General features: G+C 39.3%; 15 protein-coding genes and 2 pseudogenes. 5 read left to right on the top strand and 12 right to left on the bottom strand.

The genetic code is table 11. The features are described 5' to 3' along the window. Positions 1-7 precede the first annotated feature (7 nt). Positions 8-200 (bottom strand): annotated as a pseudogene (locus ACFI4Z_RS01595) (endonuclease III); the annotation flags it as partial. A gap of 108 nt (positions 201-308) precedes the next feature. Further along, on the bottom strand, positions 309-1,010 hold the full coding sequence (locus tag ACFI4Z_RS01590; protein ID WP_462669050.1) for a CPBP family intramembrane glutamic endopeptidase: 702 nt from the start codon (positions 1,008-1,010) through the stop codon (positions 309-311). Between the two features lie 138 nt (positions 1,011-1,148). Between ACFI4Z_RS01590 and ACFI4Z_RS01585 the strand changes: the two genes are divergently transcribed. Then, positions 1,149-2,078, top strand: a complete 930-nt coding sequence (locus tag ACFI4Z_RS01585; protein WP_394191477.1) for a LysR family transcriptional regulator — start codon at positions 1,149-1,151, stop codon at positions 2,076-2,078. Between the two features lie 162 nt (positions 2,079-2,240). On the opposite strand, the pseudogene ACFI4Z_RS01580 reads toward ACFI4Z_RS01585, so the two are convergent. Further along, positions 2,241-2,488: pseudogene (locus ACFI4Z_RS01580) on the bottom strand (endonuclease III); the annotation flags it as partial. A gap of 254 nt (positions 2,489-2,742) precedes the next feature. Then, a complete protein-coding gene (locus ACFI4Z_RS01575; RefSeq protein ID WP_180270418.1) occupies positions 2,743-4,812 on the bottom strand; it encodes a winged helix-turn-helix domain-containing protein in 2,070 nt (689 codons plus the stop codon). A gap of 160 nt (positions 4,813-4,972) precedes the next feature. Between ACFI4Z_RS01575 and ACFI4Z_RS01570 the strand changes: the two genes are divergently transcribed. The 4 genes from ACFI4Z_RS01570 (at position 4,973) to ACFI4Z_RS01555 (ending at position 8,840) form a co-directional block, all read left to right on the top strand. After that, a complete protein-coding gene (locus ACFI4Z_RS01570; protein WP_394191473.1) occupies positions 4,973-6,487 on the top strand; it encodes a serine hydrolase domain-containing protein in 1,515 nt (504 codons plus the stop codon). A 68-nt stretch (positions 6,488-6,555) separates the two neighbouring features. Then, on the top strand, positions 6,556-7,308 hold the full coding sequence (locus tag ACFI4Z_RS01565) for a type 1 glutamine amidotransferase domain-containing protein (protein WP_462669049.1): 753 nt from the start codon (positions 6,556-6,558) through the stop codon (positions 7,306-7,308). A 940-nt stretch (positions 7,309-8,248) separates the two neighbouring features. Continuing rightward, complete coding sequence (locus ACFI4Z_RS01560) at positions 8,249-8,656, top strand: hypothetical protein (protein ID WP_462669048.1); 408 nt, start codon at positions 8,249-8,251, stop codon at positions 8,654-8,656. Further along, complete coding sequence (locus ACFI4Z_RS01555; protein WP_099295831.1) at positions 8,646-8,840, top strand: helix-turn-helix transcriptional regulator; 195 nt, start codon at positions 8,646-8,648, stop codon at positions 8,838-8,840. The genes ACFI4Z_RS01560 and ACFI4Z_RS01555 overlap by 11 nt, the downstream gene beginning before the upstream one ends. A 134-nt stretch (positions 8,841-8,974) precedes the next feature. Here the strand turns inward: ACFI4Z_RS01555 and nth are convergent, their stop codons facing one another. From nth to ACFI4Z_RS01515, 8 genes are all read right to left on the bottom strand, one after another. Next, complete coding sequence (gene nth / locus ACFI4Z_RS01550) at positions 8,975-9,607, bottom strand: endonuclease III (protein WP_099295830.1); 633 nt, start codon at positions 9,605-9,607, stop codon at positions 8,975-8,977. Between the two features lie 46 nt (positions 9,608-9,653). After that, positions 9,654-10,352, bottom strand: a complete 699-nt coding sequence (locus ACFI4Z_RS01545) for an electron transport complex subunit E (protein WP_099295829.1) — start codon at positions 10,350-10,352, stop codon at positions 9,654-9,656. Beyond that, on the bottom strand, positions 10,349-10,984 hold the full coding sequence (gene rsxG / locus ACFI4Z_RS01540; protein WP_462669047.1) for an electron transport complex subunit RsxG: 636 nt from the start codon (positions 10,982-10,984) through the stop codon (positions 10,349-10,351). Before rsxG ends, ACFI4Z_RS01545 begins: the two co-directional genes overlap by 4 nt. After that, the gene (rsxD, locus tag ACFI4Z_RS01535) at positions 10,984-12,042 is read right to left on the bottom strand and encodes an electron transport complex subunit RsxD (protein ID WP_462669046.1); all 1,059 of its coding nucleotides are present in this window, start codon (positions 12,040-12,042) and stop codon (positions 10,984-10,986) included. The genes rsxG and rsxD overlap by 1 nt, the downstream gene beginning before the upstream one ends. Next, the gene (gene rsxC, locus ACFI4Z_RS01530) at positions 12,039-14,405 is read right to left on the bottom strand and encodes an electron transport complex subunit RsxC (RefSeq protein WP_462669045.1); all 2,367 of its coding nucleotides are present in this window, start codon (positions 14,403-14,405) and stop codon (positions 12,039-12,041) included. The genes rsxD and rsxC overlap by 4 nt, the downstream gene beginning before the upstream one ends. 8 nt (positions 14,406-14,413) lie before the next feature. Beyond that, positions 14,414-14,968, bottom strand: a complete 555-nt coding sequence (gene rsxB, locus ACFI4Z_RS01525; protein WP_087531694.1) for an electron transport complex subunit RsxB — start codon at positions 14,966-14,968, stop codon at positions 14,414-14,416. Position 14,969: 1 nt separating this feature from the next. Beyond that, a complete protein-coding gene (gene rsxA, locus ACFI4Z_RS01520; protein ID WP_099295824.1) occupies positions 14,970-15,551 on the bottom strand; it encodes an electron transport complex subunit RsxA in 582 nt (193 codons plus the stop codon). Positions 15,552-15,748: 197 nt separating this feature from the next. Next, entirely contained in the window at positions 15,749-17,692 is a 1,944-nt protein-coding gene (locus ACFI4Z_RS01515; RefSeq protein ID WP_462669044.1) for an EAL domain-containing protein, read from the bottom strand. Between the last annotated feature and the right edge of the window lie 79 nt (positions 17,693-17,771).

Genomic DNA, 17,771 nt, shown 5'->3' with positions numbered 1-17,771 from the left:
AAAAGCTTTACTCCGTTTTATCCTTAAACTCACATAAGTTTTCGATAATACAGCTGCCACATTTAGGTTTGCGGGCGGTACACATAGCGGCCGTGTAGAATCAACCCGTGGTACACTTCTACTTTAAATTCTTTCTGCACGACTTTTAAAAGTTTCTGTTCAACCTCTACTACGTTTTTACCCATAGCAAACTTGGTCCGGGTGTAACAGATGCAGAAATTGAAAAGATAACCACGGAGATTAAATACTCCATAAAAGCTCCTGTACGGCCTATATTATCAATTAATTATATTTGACGTTAGAAAGGGTTAGGTTATTTTTCCATCACTAAAATAATAAGCGATGAGGCCTAAGGAGTTGATCAACCCATGCGCAATGATCAGTGGGAATAATTTTCGACCGTTATATAAATATACCAAAGCGAAAATGACAGCTACAACACCCGTGCTAATAATTCCTGGTATACCTTGAGATATATGAAGCATACCAAAAATAGTCGCGTGCAAGACAACGGCTGAAAGAATGCCTGCTTTCCTTTCTCCAAATAACGACATTAGGCTGTTCAATAAAAAACCACGCATTAATAGCTCTTCACCTATCGCTGCACCAACCCAAATTACAACTAGTAAATATATAGCTAAATACAAAGGATTACCTAATAAGAATTCAAACCTATCGGTAGAACTTTTGGGTATGGTGACATCAAGGGCACTTGAAATAATTGGAACTACTGCTGCCATAAATGCGAGCACTATCACCACTATTAGAATGGCAATGCCTATAGACTTGAGCAAACTTCTCCCATCAGTAGGTAAGTTAAATCCGCGACTTTTCCATGTGATGTCTTGTTTCTTCATAAAGTATGTTGCGACAAATATTCCACACCACATTGCGATTGAACCCGCACCAATAACACTTAACCTGTCTGCGATGTCTTTAACGAGTAACATTACGCCTAGGACTACAACAACTTCAAAAATTGTTTGTTGTTTCGAAGTTAACTTTATCATTATCAAATTTTTCCTACTATTGCCGAGTTTTAACTTTTCGGTGGTATTGTATTGGCCTATTAAAATAATGGTTTAGTCCTTATTATTTAAATGATAATATTTAATTTATTTATTAGTAAAAGAGATAACTGGTTTCCAATGGCATTACATCCGGCAACGTTAACTTGTCTTCAAGTATTTAGCGCAATAGTTGAAGAGGGTGGTTTTAGTAGGGCATCCGAACGGTTGGGGTTGACGCAAAGCGCGGTAAGCCACCGAATAAAACAATTGGAAGAAATCACAGGTGTAACACTTATTAATAGAACAACGAGATATATGAAGGTGACTGATGTTGGCCAACGTTTATATAATCAGTCTCGACTGAATCTTGTTGAACTAGAACGTACATTATCCAGTTTGAAAAGCATGTCTGAAGCTCCTTTAAGTTTAACCACTATATCGTCATTAGCGACCAAGTGGTTGCTACCTAAACTCAATGAGTACAACCAAGAACACCCTAATCAGCCATTATCGGTGCTAACTGATGATAAAATTATCGACTTAAATTATGAAGGCATCGATGCCGCAATACGCCTAACCGATATTAACGATCCTGCTCTGCATATGACCTTTATTTGTGATGAATGGGTTTTTCCCGTAGCAAGTGGTGCTATAGCTAAAGATGAAAATATTATTGCTCAACCAAACCTGTTATTAGATTTTCCTTGGCTTATAGATGTTATTGCTGAAAAAGGAAGTGATGAAAGCTCTTGGAAAGGTTGGCTCAGCAACCAAGCACTAGGTTTTCCTGACAATCATAAGAAGCAAAGCTTTAACCGAACTGACATTGCACTTCAGGCAGCGGCGGCGGGGCAAGGGGTTGCCATCGCTAGGGCAAGTTTAGTTGAAACAGATATGCTGGAAATGAAACTTTTTAAACAAGTAGGACGTGCAGTAAAGATGAAATATTCATATTATTTTGTATGTCCTCATGAAAAGGCAGATCACCCTGTGATAGCCAACCTTAGAGATTGGATATCCAAAGAACTAAAGGCATCAGTGAGCAGAGTTAAGCAGCATATTTGTTAAATACAATACACGTGAAATAAAGTGTCTAATTAACTAGGGATAGATAATTGGCACGTCTGTAGATGCGTTAGCATTTAATAGTCCAATAAGTCGGTTGCATTAAGCTTTAAGCATAATTCCAGAATACTCATCTTTCAGCTTGTGTAATTAAAGTGAACCTAGTTATTCACTCAGGTCTTTAAATTCACACAAATTTTCAATAATACAAGCGCCGCATTTGGGTTTACGGGCTACGCAAGTATATCGACCTTGAAGAATAAGCCAGTGATGCACATCGACTTTAAATTCTTTCGGTACAACTTTTAGACGTTTCTGTTCAACCTCTACTACGTTTTACCCATCGCAAATTTAGTGCGATTGGATACGCGGCCGATGTGGGTGTGTAAAGCGATAGTAGGCCAGCCAAAAGATAATTAAAGTAGGCATTGTGACTGACTCAATTTTTAGATCTGCTTTTAGCCAAAAGCTGAGCTTAACTCTTGAGTTACTAAAATCAGTTCAGCAGAGCCTAAAATCGACAAAATGCCTTTATGAAATAAACCGCAACCTAATCTAAGACCTGGCCTCTGCTAGTTTATGAGGCTAAACCAATCTGTTAGCTGACTATCAGTTTCAAATACACGAGAAAGTTATATTTAACGAAAAGTAGCAAAACGCGTTTTATTTAATTACTAGAGAATACATCGAAATTTCGATTCTTCGTATAAGCATATACAAGAGACATTTTTGAAATATCAAATCTGGATGGTAATTGGTCTGCCAAAATATCAATTTTCTTCGTTTTTTCTGAATACCTTTTTATTGCGTTTTTTTGTCCTAATGCTAACCAGAACCATTGTTCACCATACTTCTTAATATTTAAAGAACGATGAGTAATTAAGGAAATATCATCAGTCGGAATATTTGTATCTATCGTTCCATTTGGTCCTGATTTCACAATATTGTTTTGGTCTACCCAAATAGTGTTTCCAGAATTACTTGCATGCTGGACATATTTCCAATTAGGGGATTCAATTGATGAAATTTCACTCATTAAGTCATAAATGTGAACTTGCCATTTACCTTGCTTCTTCATACTAAAACTAATTTGTTGATCTGTTTTGAACGATACAGCGCGCAGTTCCTGCTCTGGTAAAGGTAATTTGGTGACTTTAAAATCAGATAAATTAACATAAAATATACTATTGATACCCAGCGCTATTAGCGCTTGGCCATTTGGAGAAAACTTCAAATCGAAGTAGTGATTTTGGTTATCAAAGTTAGTTAGCTTTAAGCGCTTTTCTGTCACAACATCATAAAGCCATATTTGTTCACTGCCTGTAGCTTCACTTATATAAGCTACTGCTTTACCGTTTGGAGAAAATGCTGGTAGCCTGTCACTAACACTAGCATTTGCAATAGTTTTGCTGTTCCCATTAATTAGATCTACAAGTTTAATATCTTTGTTATGCCTACCTGCAACATACAAATAGTCCGTGCCGTTACTATGTCTGTAGGGTCTTACGATTTGTTCACTGGCAGAAAAAATAATTTCTTTTTCCTTACCTGATAAATCATAGCTAGCCAATTGATATGATGGGAAACCATCCATAAGGACAATTTTGTCTCCTTGGTGAGACCATATTCCGCAGCAAATATAAGCATTTTGCTTGAAGAGTAAATTAAGTTTTTCACTATCTAAGTCAAGAGAGTAAAACCCTACCCACTGCTTTTCATCAGGCGATGAAATGAGAAGCTTGTTTTTTGTTGGGTGGAGATCAAATTGACTATTTCCTGCCAGATGAACACTCGGCTGATTTAATCGTGTTTTTATTTTGGTTTTAAGATTTAACTCAAATAATTCATAGGGTGTACCAGCCCCTTTATTTTCTGAAAATACAACTGTATTCTTATCGTGGGTGTACGACATCCCCCCATAACTTCCTTTATTACAAGTATAAATCAATTCTGGCTCTTCTAATTGCAGACCATTGACGGCTCTAGTGTAGTATTGGCAAGTATTGACACTAGTTACCAAGTAAACTATTTCTTTACCGTCTGGACTCCAACTCGCAGGACCAACATCTGCATCATTACTATGTTGCACATATACTTTCTCATGACTTTTTAAACTTTTGATGACAAGGTTAATTTGGTTGTCTGATGTAATCGACATATAGCTAATTCTAGTGCCATCAGGAGAAATCGAAGGTTGAACTTCATTACCGGCATCAGTGGTAAGAACAATTGAACCTGAAATTTTAATGTCTTTATCTATTGTTAGTTCAGAACTAGGTTTATCTTGAACAAGTAGGAACCAAGAACAAAATGCAGCAATTAACAGAAAAGTTGCTAGTAACAAAAGTTTTTGATTACTTTTTCTAATTATTTCGCTGCTTCGATCAGCATGTATTTCGATCAAAGGTTGTTTTTCTTTATAATCAGCTAAAGGTTGAACATTAGCGATAAACTTGTAACCTTTTTTTGGAAAAGTAGCGATAAAGTTAGGCTTTCTTGCATCATCTAGAAATACTTTCCTGAGCTTTGTGATAATCCTAGTCACAGCATTATCGGAAACAATGCGCCCTTGCCATACATATTCAATTAGTCGGTCTTTACTAATGATTTCATTCGGATGCTGACAAAAGTAAACCAAAAGCTCTACCATCATAGGTTCTAACTGGCTCGAACCATCCTCAGATAGCAAAGTCTGCTTTTCGTCACAAAAAATATAATTATTAATTTGCCAACGCATATAAAATATTTTAACAAAGGTAAGTATTTGAAAATTAACATACATCCTCCATTTAGTCACATAAAATCATAACAAATCACAAGATTATCACGACTTATTTTCACCATTCCCTTAACTTCTTTTCGCAATCTAAATTTATTGAACTAAAAAGCAGGTAACTATGAATAAAGCGTCTTATCTATTGGCCATTGCAGCTTCTATTTCTCTAACGTCATGTTCTGTGAGCAGTACAAAAAGTGAAGCGACATTAAGGGCTGCGAGTGTTTGTTTTTCAACTAACTCAAGTGCAGATATTAAAGCCCAATTTGAAAACGGTATCGTGTCGAAAACGATATTCACTAACAAAGAGGAATCTTTATCTAGCATTGAAGAACGGTTAGAAGATCTTAATATTCCTTCCCTTTCATTAGCTGTAATGAACGGTGGTATTATCGAGTGGTCTGCTATTTATAATTCACCATCAAACAAAGCGCTAATAGATTGTAATACACGTTATCAAGTGGCTTCATTATCAAAGCCTGTCACTGTCATGGCTGCGATCCGTATGCAATCAAATGGGTATATCGATCTAAATGAAAATATCGAAAACTATTTAAAGAGCTATAAACTGCCAAAAGGCAAGCAAACGAAGAGTGCGCCTATTACGATTAAAAATACCCTAGATCACTCTTCGGGGATTAATTCTGGAGGTTTTTTAGGGTATCAACAAGGTTCGCCTATACCATCTGATATTGAAATATTAAAAGGTAATAAGCATTCAAATTCAGCACCTTTATCTGTTGTTAGTAAACCAGGAGTGCAACTTGCTTATTCAGGAACAGCATATACGTTAGCTCAAGTTGCATTAAAGGATATATTCAAAAAAGATTTTTCCAGCATTATGGATAAATGGATCTTGTCGCCGTTGGGGATGGAAAACTCCAGTTATCGTTCTCCTGATATATCTTCTATAAATCAACCAAACTCAAAAATACAGGCAATTTCAATTGCTAAAGGCCATGACTCTGATGGTAAAGAAATAGAAGGTGGTTGGAGAGTTCATCCTGAACTAGCCGCCGCTGGAATGTGGAGTAACGCCAATGATATGGCTACTTTTATGCTTGAAATATACAAAGGCTACCAAGGCAAGAGTACTTTGTTTTCTCAATCAGAGATAGAGCAAATGCTTGAAAATGAAAAAGATGGCCACGTTTATGGGTTTATTTTAAACCATGAAGGAGATGACATTACTCTCACCCATTTTGGCGGTAATGTGGGTTACCGAGCTGGCATGACTATTAGCTTAAAAACGGGAGATGGCTTAGTTTATTTACTTAATTCTGACAATGGTGCAGCGTTAGGAAACCAATTAATGATGACCGCATCAAAACTGTACGATTGGTCCAGCTTTAAACAAATCATCAAAACCAAACGTGAAGCCAAGATAGAGATATTGAAGTCTCTAGTAGGTAATTACTTGTGGAACGAGCAACTAGCGTTATCCATTAGTTATGAAGATGAACATCAACAGATTTCACTGCATTTCCCCAATGGTGATCAATACAAACTCACTCCTATAAAAGGAGTTGGTAAATCCTTTATACATCAGGACACTGCCACACTTGTCTCTTTTAACTCATGGGATAAAGAGACTGAATTTACTGTATATGGACAACGAGCTGTAAGAATGAAATAACGCCAACACGCCTCGTTAACAATGAGCGTGAATGACACCCGAAAGCAATTTACTAAAAGGAAAAAAAGATGAAAACACTAACGGCGATAATACTAACATTACTGTTACTCACGACAAATGCGACAGCAGAGCCTAGAAAAAAAATATTAATAGTTGTCTCTAATATGATTGATATGGGCGATCCTGAAAAACACGACGCAAGAAATAATTTATGGGAATTCGCTCCGCCGTATCATATTTTTGTTAGTCATGGATTTGATGTCGACTTTGTATCACCTCAAGGTGGAAAAGTGGATTTTATGATGGATCCATTAGGTATTAGTAGTTACACCATCAAGTATGAAGGTTTTCTAGAAAAAACGAACAGTTCATTATCGCCTGCTCAAACTGATCCAAATGACTACTGGGGAGTATTCATCGGTGGTGGTTACGGGGTTATGTTTGACGTTGCAGAGAATAAGGAAATACATTCGATTATAAGCCGGGTATATGAATCAGGTGGTATTGTTGGTGTCGGCGGTCATGGCTCAGCAGGTATCGTAAACGTAAAATTATCGAACGGTGAGTTTTTGGTGAAAGAAAAAAAAGTGGCCGGTTTTCCTAACTCTACCGAAAAATCTAAATCATGGGCAAAGCAAGGGACACTTTTGCCTTTTCTTATTGAAAGTCAGTTAAATAAAAATGGCGCTATCGCTCAGAATAAGAAAACACTAAAAGATAAACATGCAGTGGTAGTAGACCAACGAATAGTCTCAACAATGTTCTTGCCTCCAGCAGCACTTGTCGCAAAAGAAATGATTTTATTGAAAGAAGCTAAATAAAGCGCGATGACGAAAGTAGCCGATGCTAATTAGCAATGCGCTCGATTTTAGCTTCTTCTAATTAAATACAATAAGGAAAATGTATGGTTAACCTATTAAAAATATTAAACTTTTACAGTATCGTAATTACCAGTTTGATGTTAAACATCGATGCACACGGGTAGGTTGGTGGTAGTGCGGGCTACGACAGTTCTTTACGAGCAATTGAACCTAAAAATATTACCTTTAATGCCGGACTTGCTGGTTCCTCTTCGCCTCAAATAGGTAGACTAATAGTCGCGAAAAGTCACAGGCACGTAATTTACAGTCTAACACCAAATTAAACATCGTTAATTCTTGCAGGTTATTTGCCAGCTCTAACCTTATTCTAATTGACCATATATCTTTGAGTTTTAGAGAAAATTTTAACCAACTAGTTTGCCTTTATTCCAGCAAGATTTTCGTGAAGTTGATTTGCTGTCGACCATGATAGTGCTCTTTTCATGAAGGGACTATAAGTATGACTGGAAGCACTGAATTTATTAATAGCAGGCATTGTGCGTATGTAAGTGAGAAATGCTTCACTTAGCCAATTTCGGACATTAGTTTTTGAGTTAATAACGGCAGCTCAGAGCCTGAAGCGGACATCGATCCTTTGTGATGCCATAATCATACTAAGGGTAATATTAAACCAAAATTCAACTTATTTGTGACGCGGGTTCAAGCTCATTGCAGCCGTAAAAATTTGCGTTTTTAAAACAAAAACAACTATTTTAGTAATTTCGCTTTCCTTGATTCTAATTTTTAAATATTAGGGGCTATGTAAGTAATACCTGTCTTTATGTCAGTGATACTTGACACCTATCAACTTTGATGTAATGCTTACCTTACATTATGTCATGAGCTGGTGACATGATTAGATAGTTGATTAACGATAGCAAGGTAAAGACCGGAGGTTAAAATGAGTAATGAATTAGATAAAAAGGAAAAGAAGTTTCTAGTCAAATTTATGTTGCATATAGCGATGTTTTTAGCGGTTTTAGCGATATCAGTAGTAATGAATGAGACCAATAATTTGTCTATATACAGCACTGGATTCCTCGCAATGTCTCCTGTAATTCCTGTGATATTTTTATTGCGGCTGGTGGTAAATCATTATAGGTCATTAGATGAATACATTCAGAGAGTAATGGGTGAAAGTTTGCTTTGGGCTGTAGGTGTTGTTGGTTGTGCGGCAATGGCTTATGGCTTGCTCTCAGAAATGGTTGTGGTGCCGACTATTAGCCCATCCTTTATGTTGCCAGCAATAGCAGTCATCTTTGGTGTAGCGCAGTTTATTAAACTATCGAGCGATACCCATGAAGAATAGGTTACGGGTACTTCGTGCAGAAAAAGGCTGGTCTCAAGCAGATCTTGCTGAAAAGTTAGGAGTGTCACGTCAAGCCGTGAACGCTATAGAAACAGGGAAACATGATCCTTCTTTAACTCTTGCTTTTGCTCTTGCGGATGCTTTTGGACAACGCATTGAAGATTTGTTTTTGCACAAAGAGTAAATCTTAAACAATATACCTTCTTTAGGCGAACTGTCGTCGTTATTCTGTGCGAATAATGCAGTCTGCTTTGTCGGAGAACTTGTCGTTAGATAAGCCAAGGCTAATGTCAGCAGTTGTATCAAAGTAGACAAAAGTTATTCTGTCTTATCTTTAAACTCACACAAGTCTTCGATAATGCAGCTGCCACATTTAGGTTTGCGGGCGGTACACACATAGCGGCCGTGTAGAATCAACCAGTGGTGCACATCAACTTTAAACTCTTTAGGTACTACTTTTTCGAGCTTTTTCTCAACCTCAACTACATTTTTACCCATCGCAAATTTTGTGCGGTTTGAAACGCGGTCGATATGGGTATCTACGGCGATTGTCGGCCAGCCAAAAGCGGTGTTCAGTACGACATTAGCTGTTTTACGGCCCACGCCAGGCAGGGCTTCTAAGGCTTCTCTGTTCTCTGGTACTTCGCTGTTATGTTGATCCACTAATATTTGGCACATTTTATATACGTTAGCGGCTTTTGAATTAAATAAACCAATGGTTTTAATATAATCACGCAGTGCGTCGTGGCCTATATCTAAAATAGCTTGTGGTGTATTAGCAACTGGAAATAGTTTGCGTGTCGCTTTATTCACACCAACATCAGTGGCTTGTGCTGACAGTGTAACGGCAACGAGTAACTCGAATGGGCTTGAATACTCAAGCTCTGTTTCTGGGTTTGGATTATTATCGCGTAAGCGAGTAAGTATTTGATAACGTTTTTCTTTATTCATGCAACTTAAAACGCATTAGCTTTTATTAAGTTAATGCGCTTTCCCCTTAAGTTAAGCTAGTAACACGCGCCCGAGGGCCTTTTTCAGCTTCTGGCGATGTTATTTGTTTTGATTTTATTTGTGCGTCGATAACGTTTTTAGCTGCAATGAGTAAACCTAAACCCAAAAATGCACCGGGTGGTAAAATAGCGAGTAAAAATTGATTATCAAAACTAAACACTTCTATGCGTAAAACGCTAGCCCAAGGGCCTAGCAATAAATCAGCGCCATCGAATAATGTACCTTGTCCTATGAGTTCGCGCATTGCACCTAAAACCACGAGTACAACCATAAAACCGGCCCCCATCATTAACCCATCAAATGCAGATAAGTGCACGGGGTTTTTAGATGCATATGCTTCAGCACGGCCAATAATGGCGCAGTTAGTAACAATTAGGGGAATAAAAATTCCCAGAGATTGATACAGACCAAAGGTGTATGCATTCATTAATAATTGAATAATCGTTACAAATGCGGCAATAATCATTACAAAAACAGGAATACGGATATCTTTTGGTACCCAATTACGTACTGCAGAAATAGTGACATTTGATCCAATGAGTACCATCATGGTTGCAAGTCCAAGGCCTAGCGCATTAGTGATGGTAGATGTAACAGCTAACAGTGGGCACAACCCGAGTAACTGCACTAATGCAGGGTTGTTTTTCCACATGCCTTCGTTGATTAACTCTTTATACTGACTCATGCGTCACCTGTATTACATGCATTGGGGGCATCAAATATCATATTAAATTGAGATTGCGAAAATAACACCGCGTCTTTTACAGAGCCTACCACTGCACGTGGTGTAATTGTGGCACCTGTAAACTGATCAAAATTACCGCCATCTTTTTTTACAGCCCAGCGATCATCATTTTCACCTAATACGGTTTTTCCTTCAAAGAGCGTGATCCAAGGCGACTTTTTAAGTTCAATTTTATCGCCAAGACCTGGCGTTTCTTCATGCTTGGTTACACGTACGCCACCAATAGTGCCGTCTGCGAATACAGAGGTAATCAAATCAATATCACCACTATAACCTCTTGGTGTTACGTGTCGTATTATTAACGCAACAGGTTTGCCTTTCATGCGGGCTCGGTAAACTATTCGTGGGGACTTACCAAGTTGTGGGTCATCAATAAGCACACAGTCTTGATATAATGAATTATCATAAAACTGTGGTTTGAGAACCTCTTGTAGTTGGGTTGATAATTGATTGCGTTCTTGCAGTGCGATGTTATCAGCAGTTAAGGTATAGACCACAGCAACAGCCCCCGTTGTTGCTAACGCAAAGGCTGTCAAAATGGCACCGTTTTTAGTCATTGAGGGTAAAATCATTATTTTTTCACCCCATGCCCGTAGGTCCTAGGTTGTGTGTAGTAGTCTATTAACGGAACAGCCATATTTAATAATATTACAGCAAAAGCCACTGCATCCGGAAAGCCACCAAAGGTACGAATTAAATAAATTAATAAACCGATAATTGCGCCATATATTAATCGACCTTTATTGGTGGTTGCAGCAGATACGGGATCAGTCGCGATAAAAAATGCAGCAAACATAGTCGCGCCACTAAATAAATGAAAAATAATTCCTGCTTCTGTCCCTGGCGATGCAATGTAACCAATACCACTGCATACAGCAAGTGTTACAATTAAGCTCACAGGAATATGCCAGTTAATGACTTTACTTTTAATAAGGTAAAGACCACCGATTAAAAAACCTAAATTAACCCAACCCCAGCCTTTACCAACCCACTCGTTGAACAAGGGGGATTCCATACTTTCTGACGCGGTTAGACCATGGGCAATATCTGTTTTTACGGTATCAAGCGGGGTAGCCATTGTCATCCCATCGATCCCTACACGCAATTGATCAACACTAAAACCAGTTGCAGTGAAATCAGTGAATATCACCCCCAGTTGCTGACTAAAATCAATTGAATTACCGAGTAAGTCGCTGACCGGTAACCAAGCTGTCATTTGAACAGGAAAGGAAATAAGTAATAATACATAGGCGGCCATTGCGGGATTGAACAAATTAAACCCTAAGCCTCCGTATAGTTGCTTTACTATCACAATCGAAAATAGGCAGCCAATTACAATAATCCACCAAGGCGCAAGTGGTGGAATACTCAATGCAAGTAGGACACCCGTTAACCAAGCACTGCCATCTTTTAAAGTCTGGAAAGTAGGACGCTTTCGCATTTTCATGATTGTAGCTTCTGCCACACTCACTGTAATAAGCGCAAGTACAAGTTGAATGACTACCCCAGTGCCAAAAAATATAACCTGTGCGATAAAGCCGGGAATACAGGCTGCAATCACCGTGAGCATAAGCTTGTTTAAAGACTTATGGCTATGGTTGTGGGGCGAGCTGGCCATGGTTAATTTCATGACTTATCACTTCCTTCTTGTTGGTTCTTTTTAGCTTTTGCTCGTGCAATAGCTTTTGCTACAGCGGCTTTCTTTTTATCTTCAGCACTGAGCGGCGCACTTTCTTTGGCTTGTTCAAGTTCAGAACTGACAGTCACCTCATCTGAGCTTTGGGTTACATCTGCCTTAGCTGCTTTTTTAGCTTTTGCACGGGCAATAGCTGCGGCAACAGCTGCCTTCTTTTTATCTTCATCGCTGTGCAAAGCACTCTCTTGCGGTTGCTCAGGTTCAGAAACCACAGATACCTCATTTAGTTCTTCAACTTTATCTGCCTTAGCGGCTTTTTTAGCTTTAGCCCGCGCAATGGCTGCGGCAACGGCCGCTTTTTTATCATCAACAGGGGGTTGCTCTGTTGGCGATTCTTCGTCAGCTTTAGCGGCTTTTTTGGCTTTAGCACGCGCAATGGCAGCCGCAACGGCCGCTTTTTTATCATCAGCAGGGGATTGCTCTGTTGGCGATTCTTCGTCAGCTTTAGCGGCTTTTTTGGCTTTAGCCCGCGCAATGGCAGCCGCAACGGCCGCTTTTTTATCATCAACAGGGGGTTGCTCTGTTACCGGTTCTTCGTCAGCTTTAGCGGCTTTTTTGGCTTTAGCACGCGCAATAGCAGCCGCGACGGCTGACTTTTTATCGTCAGCGGTTTCATCTGTGCTCGAACCGGCTTCTTTTTGTGCTTTGTAAGCACGCGCTTGTTCTTTTCGCGCAGCACGCTCTTTTGCTACTTCACTGTTATCTGGTTCAAGTTCACCTGAGTTCTTTTTCGCTTTAGCACGAGCTATAGCTGCAGCTACTGCTGATTTATTATCAGATTTTTCATCTGAGCTTTTAACTCGCGCCAGCGCATCGGCTACTTTTTGTTTTTCGTCGGCAGATTTGGCTGCAGGCTTGCGTTTATGACGATTTTGCCTTGCTTCTTGTTCGCGTTCTAAACGCTCTTTTCTTAGCTCAAAGCGCTCTTTAGCTCTTTCGGCTTTAATTTTTTCGGCTTGCTGTTCTTTTATTTCAACTTTCGCGACACGATAATATTGAACCAAAGGTATTTCACTTGGGCACACATAGGCACATGCGCCACATTCAATACAATCGAATAGATTGTATTCTTTTAATTTGTCATATTCTTTAGATTTGGCAAACCATTGTAACTGTTGAGGTAGTAACGAAGCTGGGCATGCATCAGCACACGCACTACAGCGAATACACGCTTGCTCAGGGCCCGGCTCTGCAAGTTCGTCATGATCGGGTGCTAAAATACAGTTGGTTGTCTTAATAACCCCAATGCGCACAGTGGGTAAGGTAAAGCCCATCATGGGGCCGCCCATTACAACGCGCTGTTGTGGTACTGGTGAAAAGCCTTGGCAGTCGAGCAAATGTTTAATCTCTGTGCCAAGTAATGCCCAAACATTACCAGCATTGTGGATAGTATTGCCTGTTACAGTTACCACACGTTCGATTAAAGGTTTACCTTCTAAAACAGCTTGCTCGATTGCGTATAAGGTACCCACATTATGAACAAGCACGCCAATATCAGCAGGGATCCCAGCACTGGGCACTTCTTTATCGGTCAATAATTGGATTAACTGTTTTTCACCGCCTGAGGGATACACAGTCGGCACCGTTTGCACAATAATAGTGTCATCATGCTTGGCGGCTTGTTGCATTGCCTCAATTGCTTCAGGTTTATTATCTTCTATACCGATAATGGTTAAAGTAGGTGATAGCAGTTGTTGCATTATTTTAATGCCGGTTACTATTTTGTCGGCATGTTCACGCATCAGAACATCGTCGGCTGTGATGTAGGGTTCGCATTCAACGGCGTTAACAATCAAAAACTCAATGGGCTTTCGACTATCCGCCTTTATGTAGGTTGGAAAGCCTGCGCCACCCATGCCCGAAATACCACTGTTGTGAATAATATCAATTAATTCGTCATGCGCTAGGTCAGCAAAAGCGATGTGAGGAGTAAGTTCACACCATTTATCTTGTCCATCAGGGGCAATAATAATGCTTAATTCCGGCAGCGCAGAAGGGTGTGCAGATGGCATTTGGCAGATATCGGTGATAACACCGGATGTAGGCGCATGAACCGGTACCGACCAGTTTGCTACAGGCTTGGTAAGTGCTTGCCCTTTTAGTACGGTTTGGCCTTTTTCAACAATAAGTTGGCCATTAGCGCCAATATGTTGTTTAAGTGGAACAACAAGTTTATCTGGCAGTGGTAATCGAGTGATTGGGCTTGCATTAGATAGCCCTTTTTGACCAGGTGGATGAATCCCCCCGGGAAATGGCCACACTTTACCTTGTTTGATCTGTTGAATTAACTTTTCCATGTGCGACCTCAATCTATTTGCGTAACAGGGATTGCATCTAACTGCCATTTCCACGTTTGTTTTGTGGTCTCAACAGGCAGCATATCAATACAATCAACTGGACAAGGTTCAACACATAAGTCACAGCCAGTACATTCATCTATCAGTACGGTGTGCATTTGTCTTGTTGCGCCTACTATGGCGTCAACAGGGCAGGCTTGAATGCACTTGGTACAGCCAATACATTCATCTTCTCGGATATAAGCGACGGTTTTGACAGGATCAGCTTGCTCTCCGCCTGCAAGTGGTTTGGCTTCAACGCCCATTAAATCAGCTAACTTCTTAACGGTGGCTTCACCTCCAGGAGGGCATTTATTTATTTCGTCACCATTAGCGATAGCTTCAGCGTAGGGGCGACAGCCTGGGTAGCCACATTGACCACACTGAGTTTGCGGTAAAATAGTATCGATTTGTTCAACGATAGGGCTACCTTGTACGCGAAAACGCACAGCGGCAAATCCTAAAATTAAACCAAAAATAAGTGCTAGCGAGCCAAGTGCTAGTAATGCATAAAACAAGGTCATGTTAAAACTTCACTAATCCAGTAAAACCCATAAAGGCCATCGACATAAGGCCTGCGGTGATCATCGCTATTGATGCACCTTTGAAAGGAGCGGGGACATCTGCGGCGGCTAGGCGCTCCCTAAGGGCTGCGAATAAAACAAGAACTAAAGAAAAGCCCACGGCAGCACCAAATCCATACACTGCTGATTGAAGAAATGAGTGATCTTCTTTTATATTTAATAGGGCAACGCCAAGCACTGCGCAATTGGTGGTTATTAATGGTAAAAATATACCTAATAATCTATATAAAGTAGGGCTTGTTTTTTTGACAACCATTTCGGTAAATTGCACCACAACAGCAATGACTAAGATAAAGCTCATAGTGCGCAAAAAAGTTATGTCTAGAGGGATCAAAATATATTGATTGACTAAATAACTTGTTACAGAGGCGAGTGTAAGTACAAAGGTTGTAGCCAGCGACATGCCAATAGCAGTATCTAATTTACTAGATACTCCCATAAAAGGGCATAAACCTAAAAACTGTACTAAAACAAAGTTGTTAACCAGCACGGTGCCAATCAACAGCAAGACATATTCTGTCATATTCGCCTCAAGCTATAATAATCGCGGACATTATCCTTTTTTCTCACTGGTTTAACAACACATCACAGGGAAAAAAGCTGCTTTTGTAATACTCAGAGTGATACGTAATGATTAAAATAAATGATTAATTTCGGAAGAGTCTTAGGTGCTGAAAATTAAAAGGCGCTGTGTGCGCCTTTTAATTGATAGTAAGGTGTTTAAATATCTTTGGGCTTTTCGATGTAATAGCCTTGCACACCATCTAAACAAAGTGTTTCGACGATGTGTTTTTCTTCTTGGCTTTCAATGCCTTCAGCAAACACGCTAACGCCAATTCTGTGAGCTAAATCGACCATCAAGCGCATGAAGTATTGGTTATTTTTATCTTCTTCAAGACCGCGAGTATAACTTGCGTCCATTTTAATAAAATCCGGTTTTAAATCACGGAAGAACTTAAATGAGGTTAAGCCTACACCAAAGCGTTCTACGGTGATTCTAGCACCTACGCGGTGTACCATATCAATGAAGCGTTTACTGGCTTTAATATTTTGTTGTAAACCAAATTCACTGACTTCAAAAACCAGCTTAGAAGCGATGTTGCTTTCTTTTAATAATCGTCGCTCAAGCCAAATTACAAATTGGTCATTGTGCGCGCTTGATGCTGTAACATTGATACCAAAATACTTCTCTGAAAAGTTTCGACTTTTAATTTTGTCTAAAGAGGTGTCTATAATTAAACGATCAATTTCTATTGCCATATCAAGCTTTTCGGCCATGGCTAAAAATGAAGCGGTCGGAAGCACTTGGCCTTCTTGCGTTTTAAAGCGCACTTGTATTTCTGCATAGGCTTTTGCACTTTTTCCTATCGGCATAATGTTTTGCATGACTAAGTGTAAGCGTTTTTCTTCTATTACTTCGTTAATAACTTTGCGCCAGTTCTGATTACCAAATCCTGCGCTTACATTATTAATTAAGTCAGTTTCACGTTGAACGTGCCACGCATTGGCTTGTTTTGACTGTGCCATGCTCATTGCGTTATCAACGACTGAGAGCAGCTCACCCAGCGGCTTACCTTTTTCATAACCAACAATACCGGTATTCGCTACTGAACTGAGTTCTTGATTTTGTTGATACTGTGTAAATCGCGACTGCAGATTATCACCGAATCGTTCAGATTCTTTTAACGGTATATTAGGTAATACTACGGCGAAGTCAGAGCTATTAAGGCGAAATACCTTACTGGCTGTGTAAGTGCCGCTAATATGTTTAATAATATCAGCAACCGCCTTTACGTACTCATCACCCTTTTGGTAGCCACGAGTCTGGTTGATAATTTGTAATTCACTACAGCGAACCATTGCTAAAGAGCCAAATGTGCTTTTATCACTACTTTCTATATTTTTTTCGTAATATTCAACGAACATGTTCCTGTTGCCAAGATCAGTTACAGTATCTTTGTACGCTTCTTGTTTTATTGAATGCGCCGCATTTTGAATATCATCATGTTTGCTTTGTAAAAAGTGAGATAATCGATTAAAGCTTGGTACCAGGTCTGAGGCTAACTTTTTAATTTTGCTGCTATCAATGGCGGTATCCAGACCATCGTTTACTTGATTTTGATTTATATATACGTCAACGACATCAGCCACAGTCATGCTTATATTTCTATTAAGCCTTTTTAGCATCGCTTTCATGAAGATGACCGGGATAATTGCCATTACACCTGATATCAAAATCACAATAAAAAAAGCGTGTTGAAGTAAATGCGCTAAATTGCTTGCATTGACAGTAAACTCGACTTTTATGTCAGACGCATTGTTAACTGCAAACTGTGGTCTTACTGAGTTGAACGTAGAATTCACCATAGATGCAAAAGCTGGCAATGGAGTAGGGGACTGAATATTGACTATTTCTTTCCCATCATAGTCACGCAATATAAACGTTGAAAAGACTTCTCCGTCTATTAACGCTTTTTGGATTTTTGATGATGACAAATCATCCATAGTTTGTGCATTTATATAAGTGCTGATTACATTTTGCGCTGCTTTTTGCTTTTCGCTTACTGCATTGTCAAAAGCAGATGCAACTAAGTAACCGCCAATGCTGGCAAATAGTAACCAAGAAATGAGTTGTATAAATATAAGTTTTTTAAAACCAGCCATGATTTAGTCTTTCATTCGTTCAAAAGGGAAGGAATCAAATCCTTGATTTATCAGCGTACTTTTTAAATTACTGCTGTAG

It is taken from the genome of Pseudoalteromonas sp. RWi3, assembly GCF_054960735.1.
Note: the sequence above shows the minus strand (reverse complement) of the source record. Positions and strands in the feature narration are given on the sequence as shown.

Bases quoted from the DNA above. Each gene is read 5' to 3' on its own strand.
- ACFI4Z_RS01590 (WP_462669050.1), bottom strand. From the start codon at position 1,010: ATGATAAAGTTAACTTCGAAACAACAAACAATTTTTGAAGTTGTTGTA.
- ACFI4Z_RS01585 (WP_394191477.1), top strand. From the start codon at position 1,149: ATGGCATTACATCCGGCAACGTTAACTTGTCTTCAAGTATTTAGCGCA.
- ACFI4Z_RS01575 (WP_180270418.1), bottom strand. From the start codon at position 4,812: ATGCGTTGGCAAATTAATAATTATATTTTTTGTGACGAAAAGCAGACT.
- ACFI4Z_RS01570 (WP_394191473.1), top strand. From the start codon at position 4,973: ATGAATAAAGCGTCTTATCTATTGGCCATTGCAGCTTCTATTTCTCTA.
- ACFI4Z_RS01565 (WP_462669049.1), top strand. From the start codon at position 6,556: ATGAAAACACTAACGGCGATAATACTAACATTACTGTTACTCACGACA.
- ACFI4Z_RS01560 (WP_462669048.1), top strand. From the start codon at position 8,249: ATGAGTAATGAATTAGATAAAAAGGAAAAGAAGTTTCTAGTCAAATTT.
- ACFI4Z_RS01555 (WP_099295831.1), top strand. From the start codon at position 8,646: ATGAAGAATAGGTTACGGGTACTTCGTGCAGAAAAAGGCTGGTCTCAA.
- nth (WP_099295830.1), bottom strand. From the start codon at position 9,607: ATGAATAAAGAAAAACGTTATCAAATACTTACTCGCTTACGCGATAAT.
- ACFI4Z_RS01545 (WP_099295829.1), bottom strand. From the start codon at position 10,352: ATGAGTCAGTATAAAGAGTTAATCAACGAAGGCATGTGGAAAAACAAC.
- rsxG (WP_462669047.1), bottom strand. From the start codon at position 10,984: ATGATTTTACCCTCAATGACTAAAAACGGTGCCATTTTGACAGCCTTT.
- rsxD (WP_462669046.1), bottom strand. From the start codon at position 12,042: ATGAAATTAACCATGGCCAGCTCGCCCCACAACCATAGCCATAAGTCT.
- rsxC (WP_462669045.1), bottom strand. From the start codon at position 14,405: ATGGAAAAGTTAATTCAACAGATCAAACAAGGTAAAGTGTGGCCATTT.
- rsxB (WP_087531694.1), bottom strand. From the start codon at position 14,968: ATGACCTTGTTTTATGCATTACTAGCACTTGGCTCGCTAGCACTTATT.
- rsxA (WP_099295824.1), bottom strand. From the start codon at position 15,551: ATGACAGAATATGTCTTGCTGTTGATTGGCACCGTGCTGGTTAACAAC.
- ACFI4Z_RS01515 (WP_462669044.1), bottom strand. From the start codon at position 17,692: ATGGCTGGTTTTAAAAAACTTATATTTATACAACTCATTTCTTGGTTA.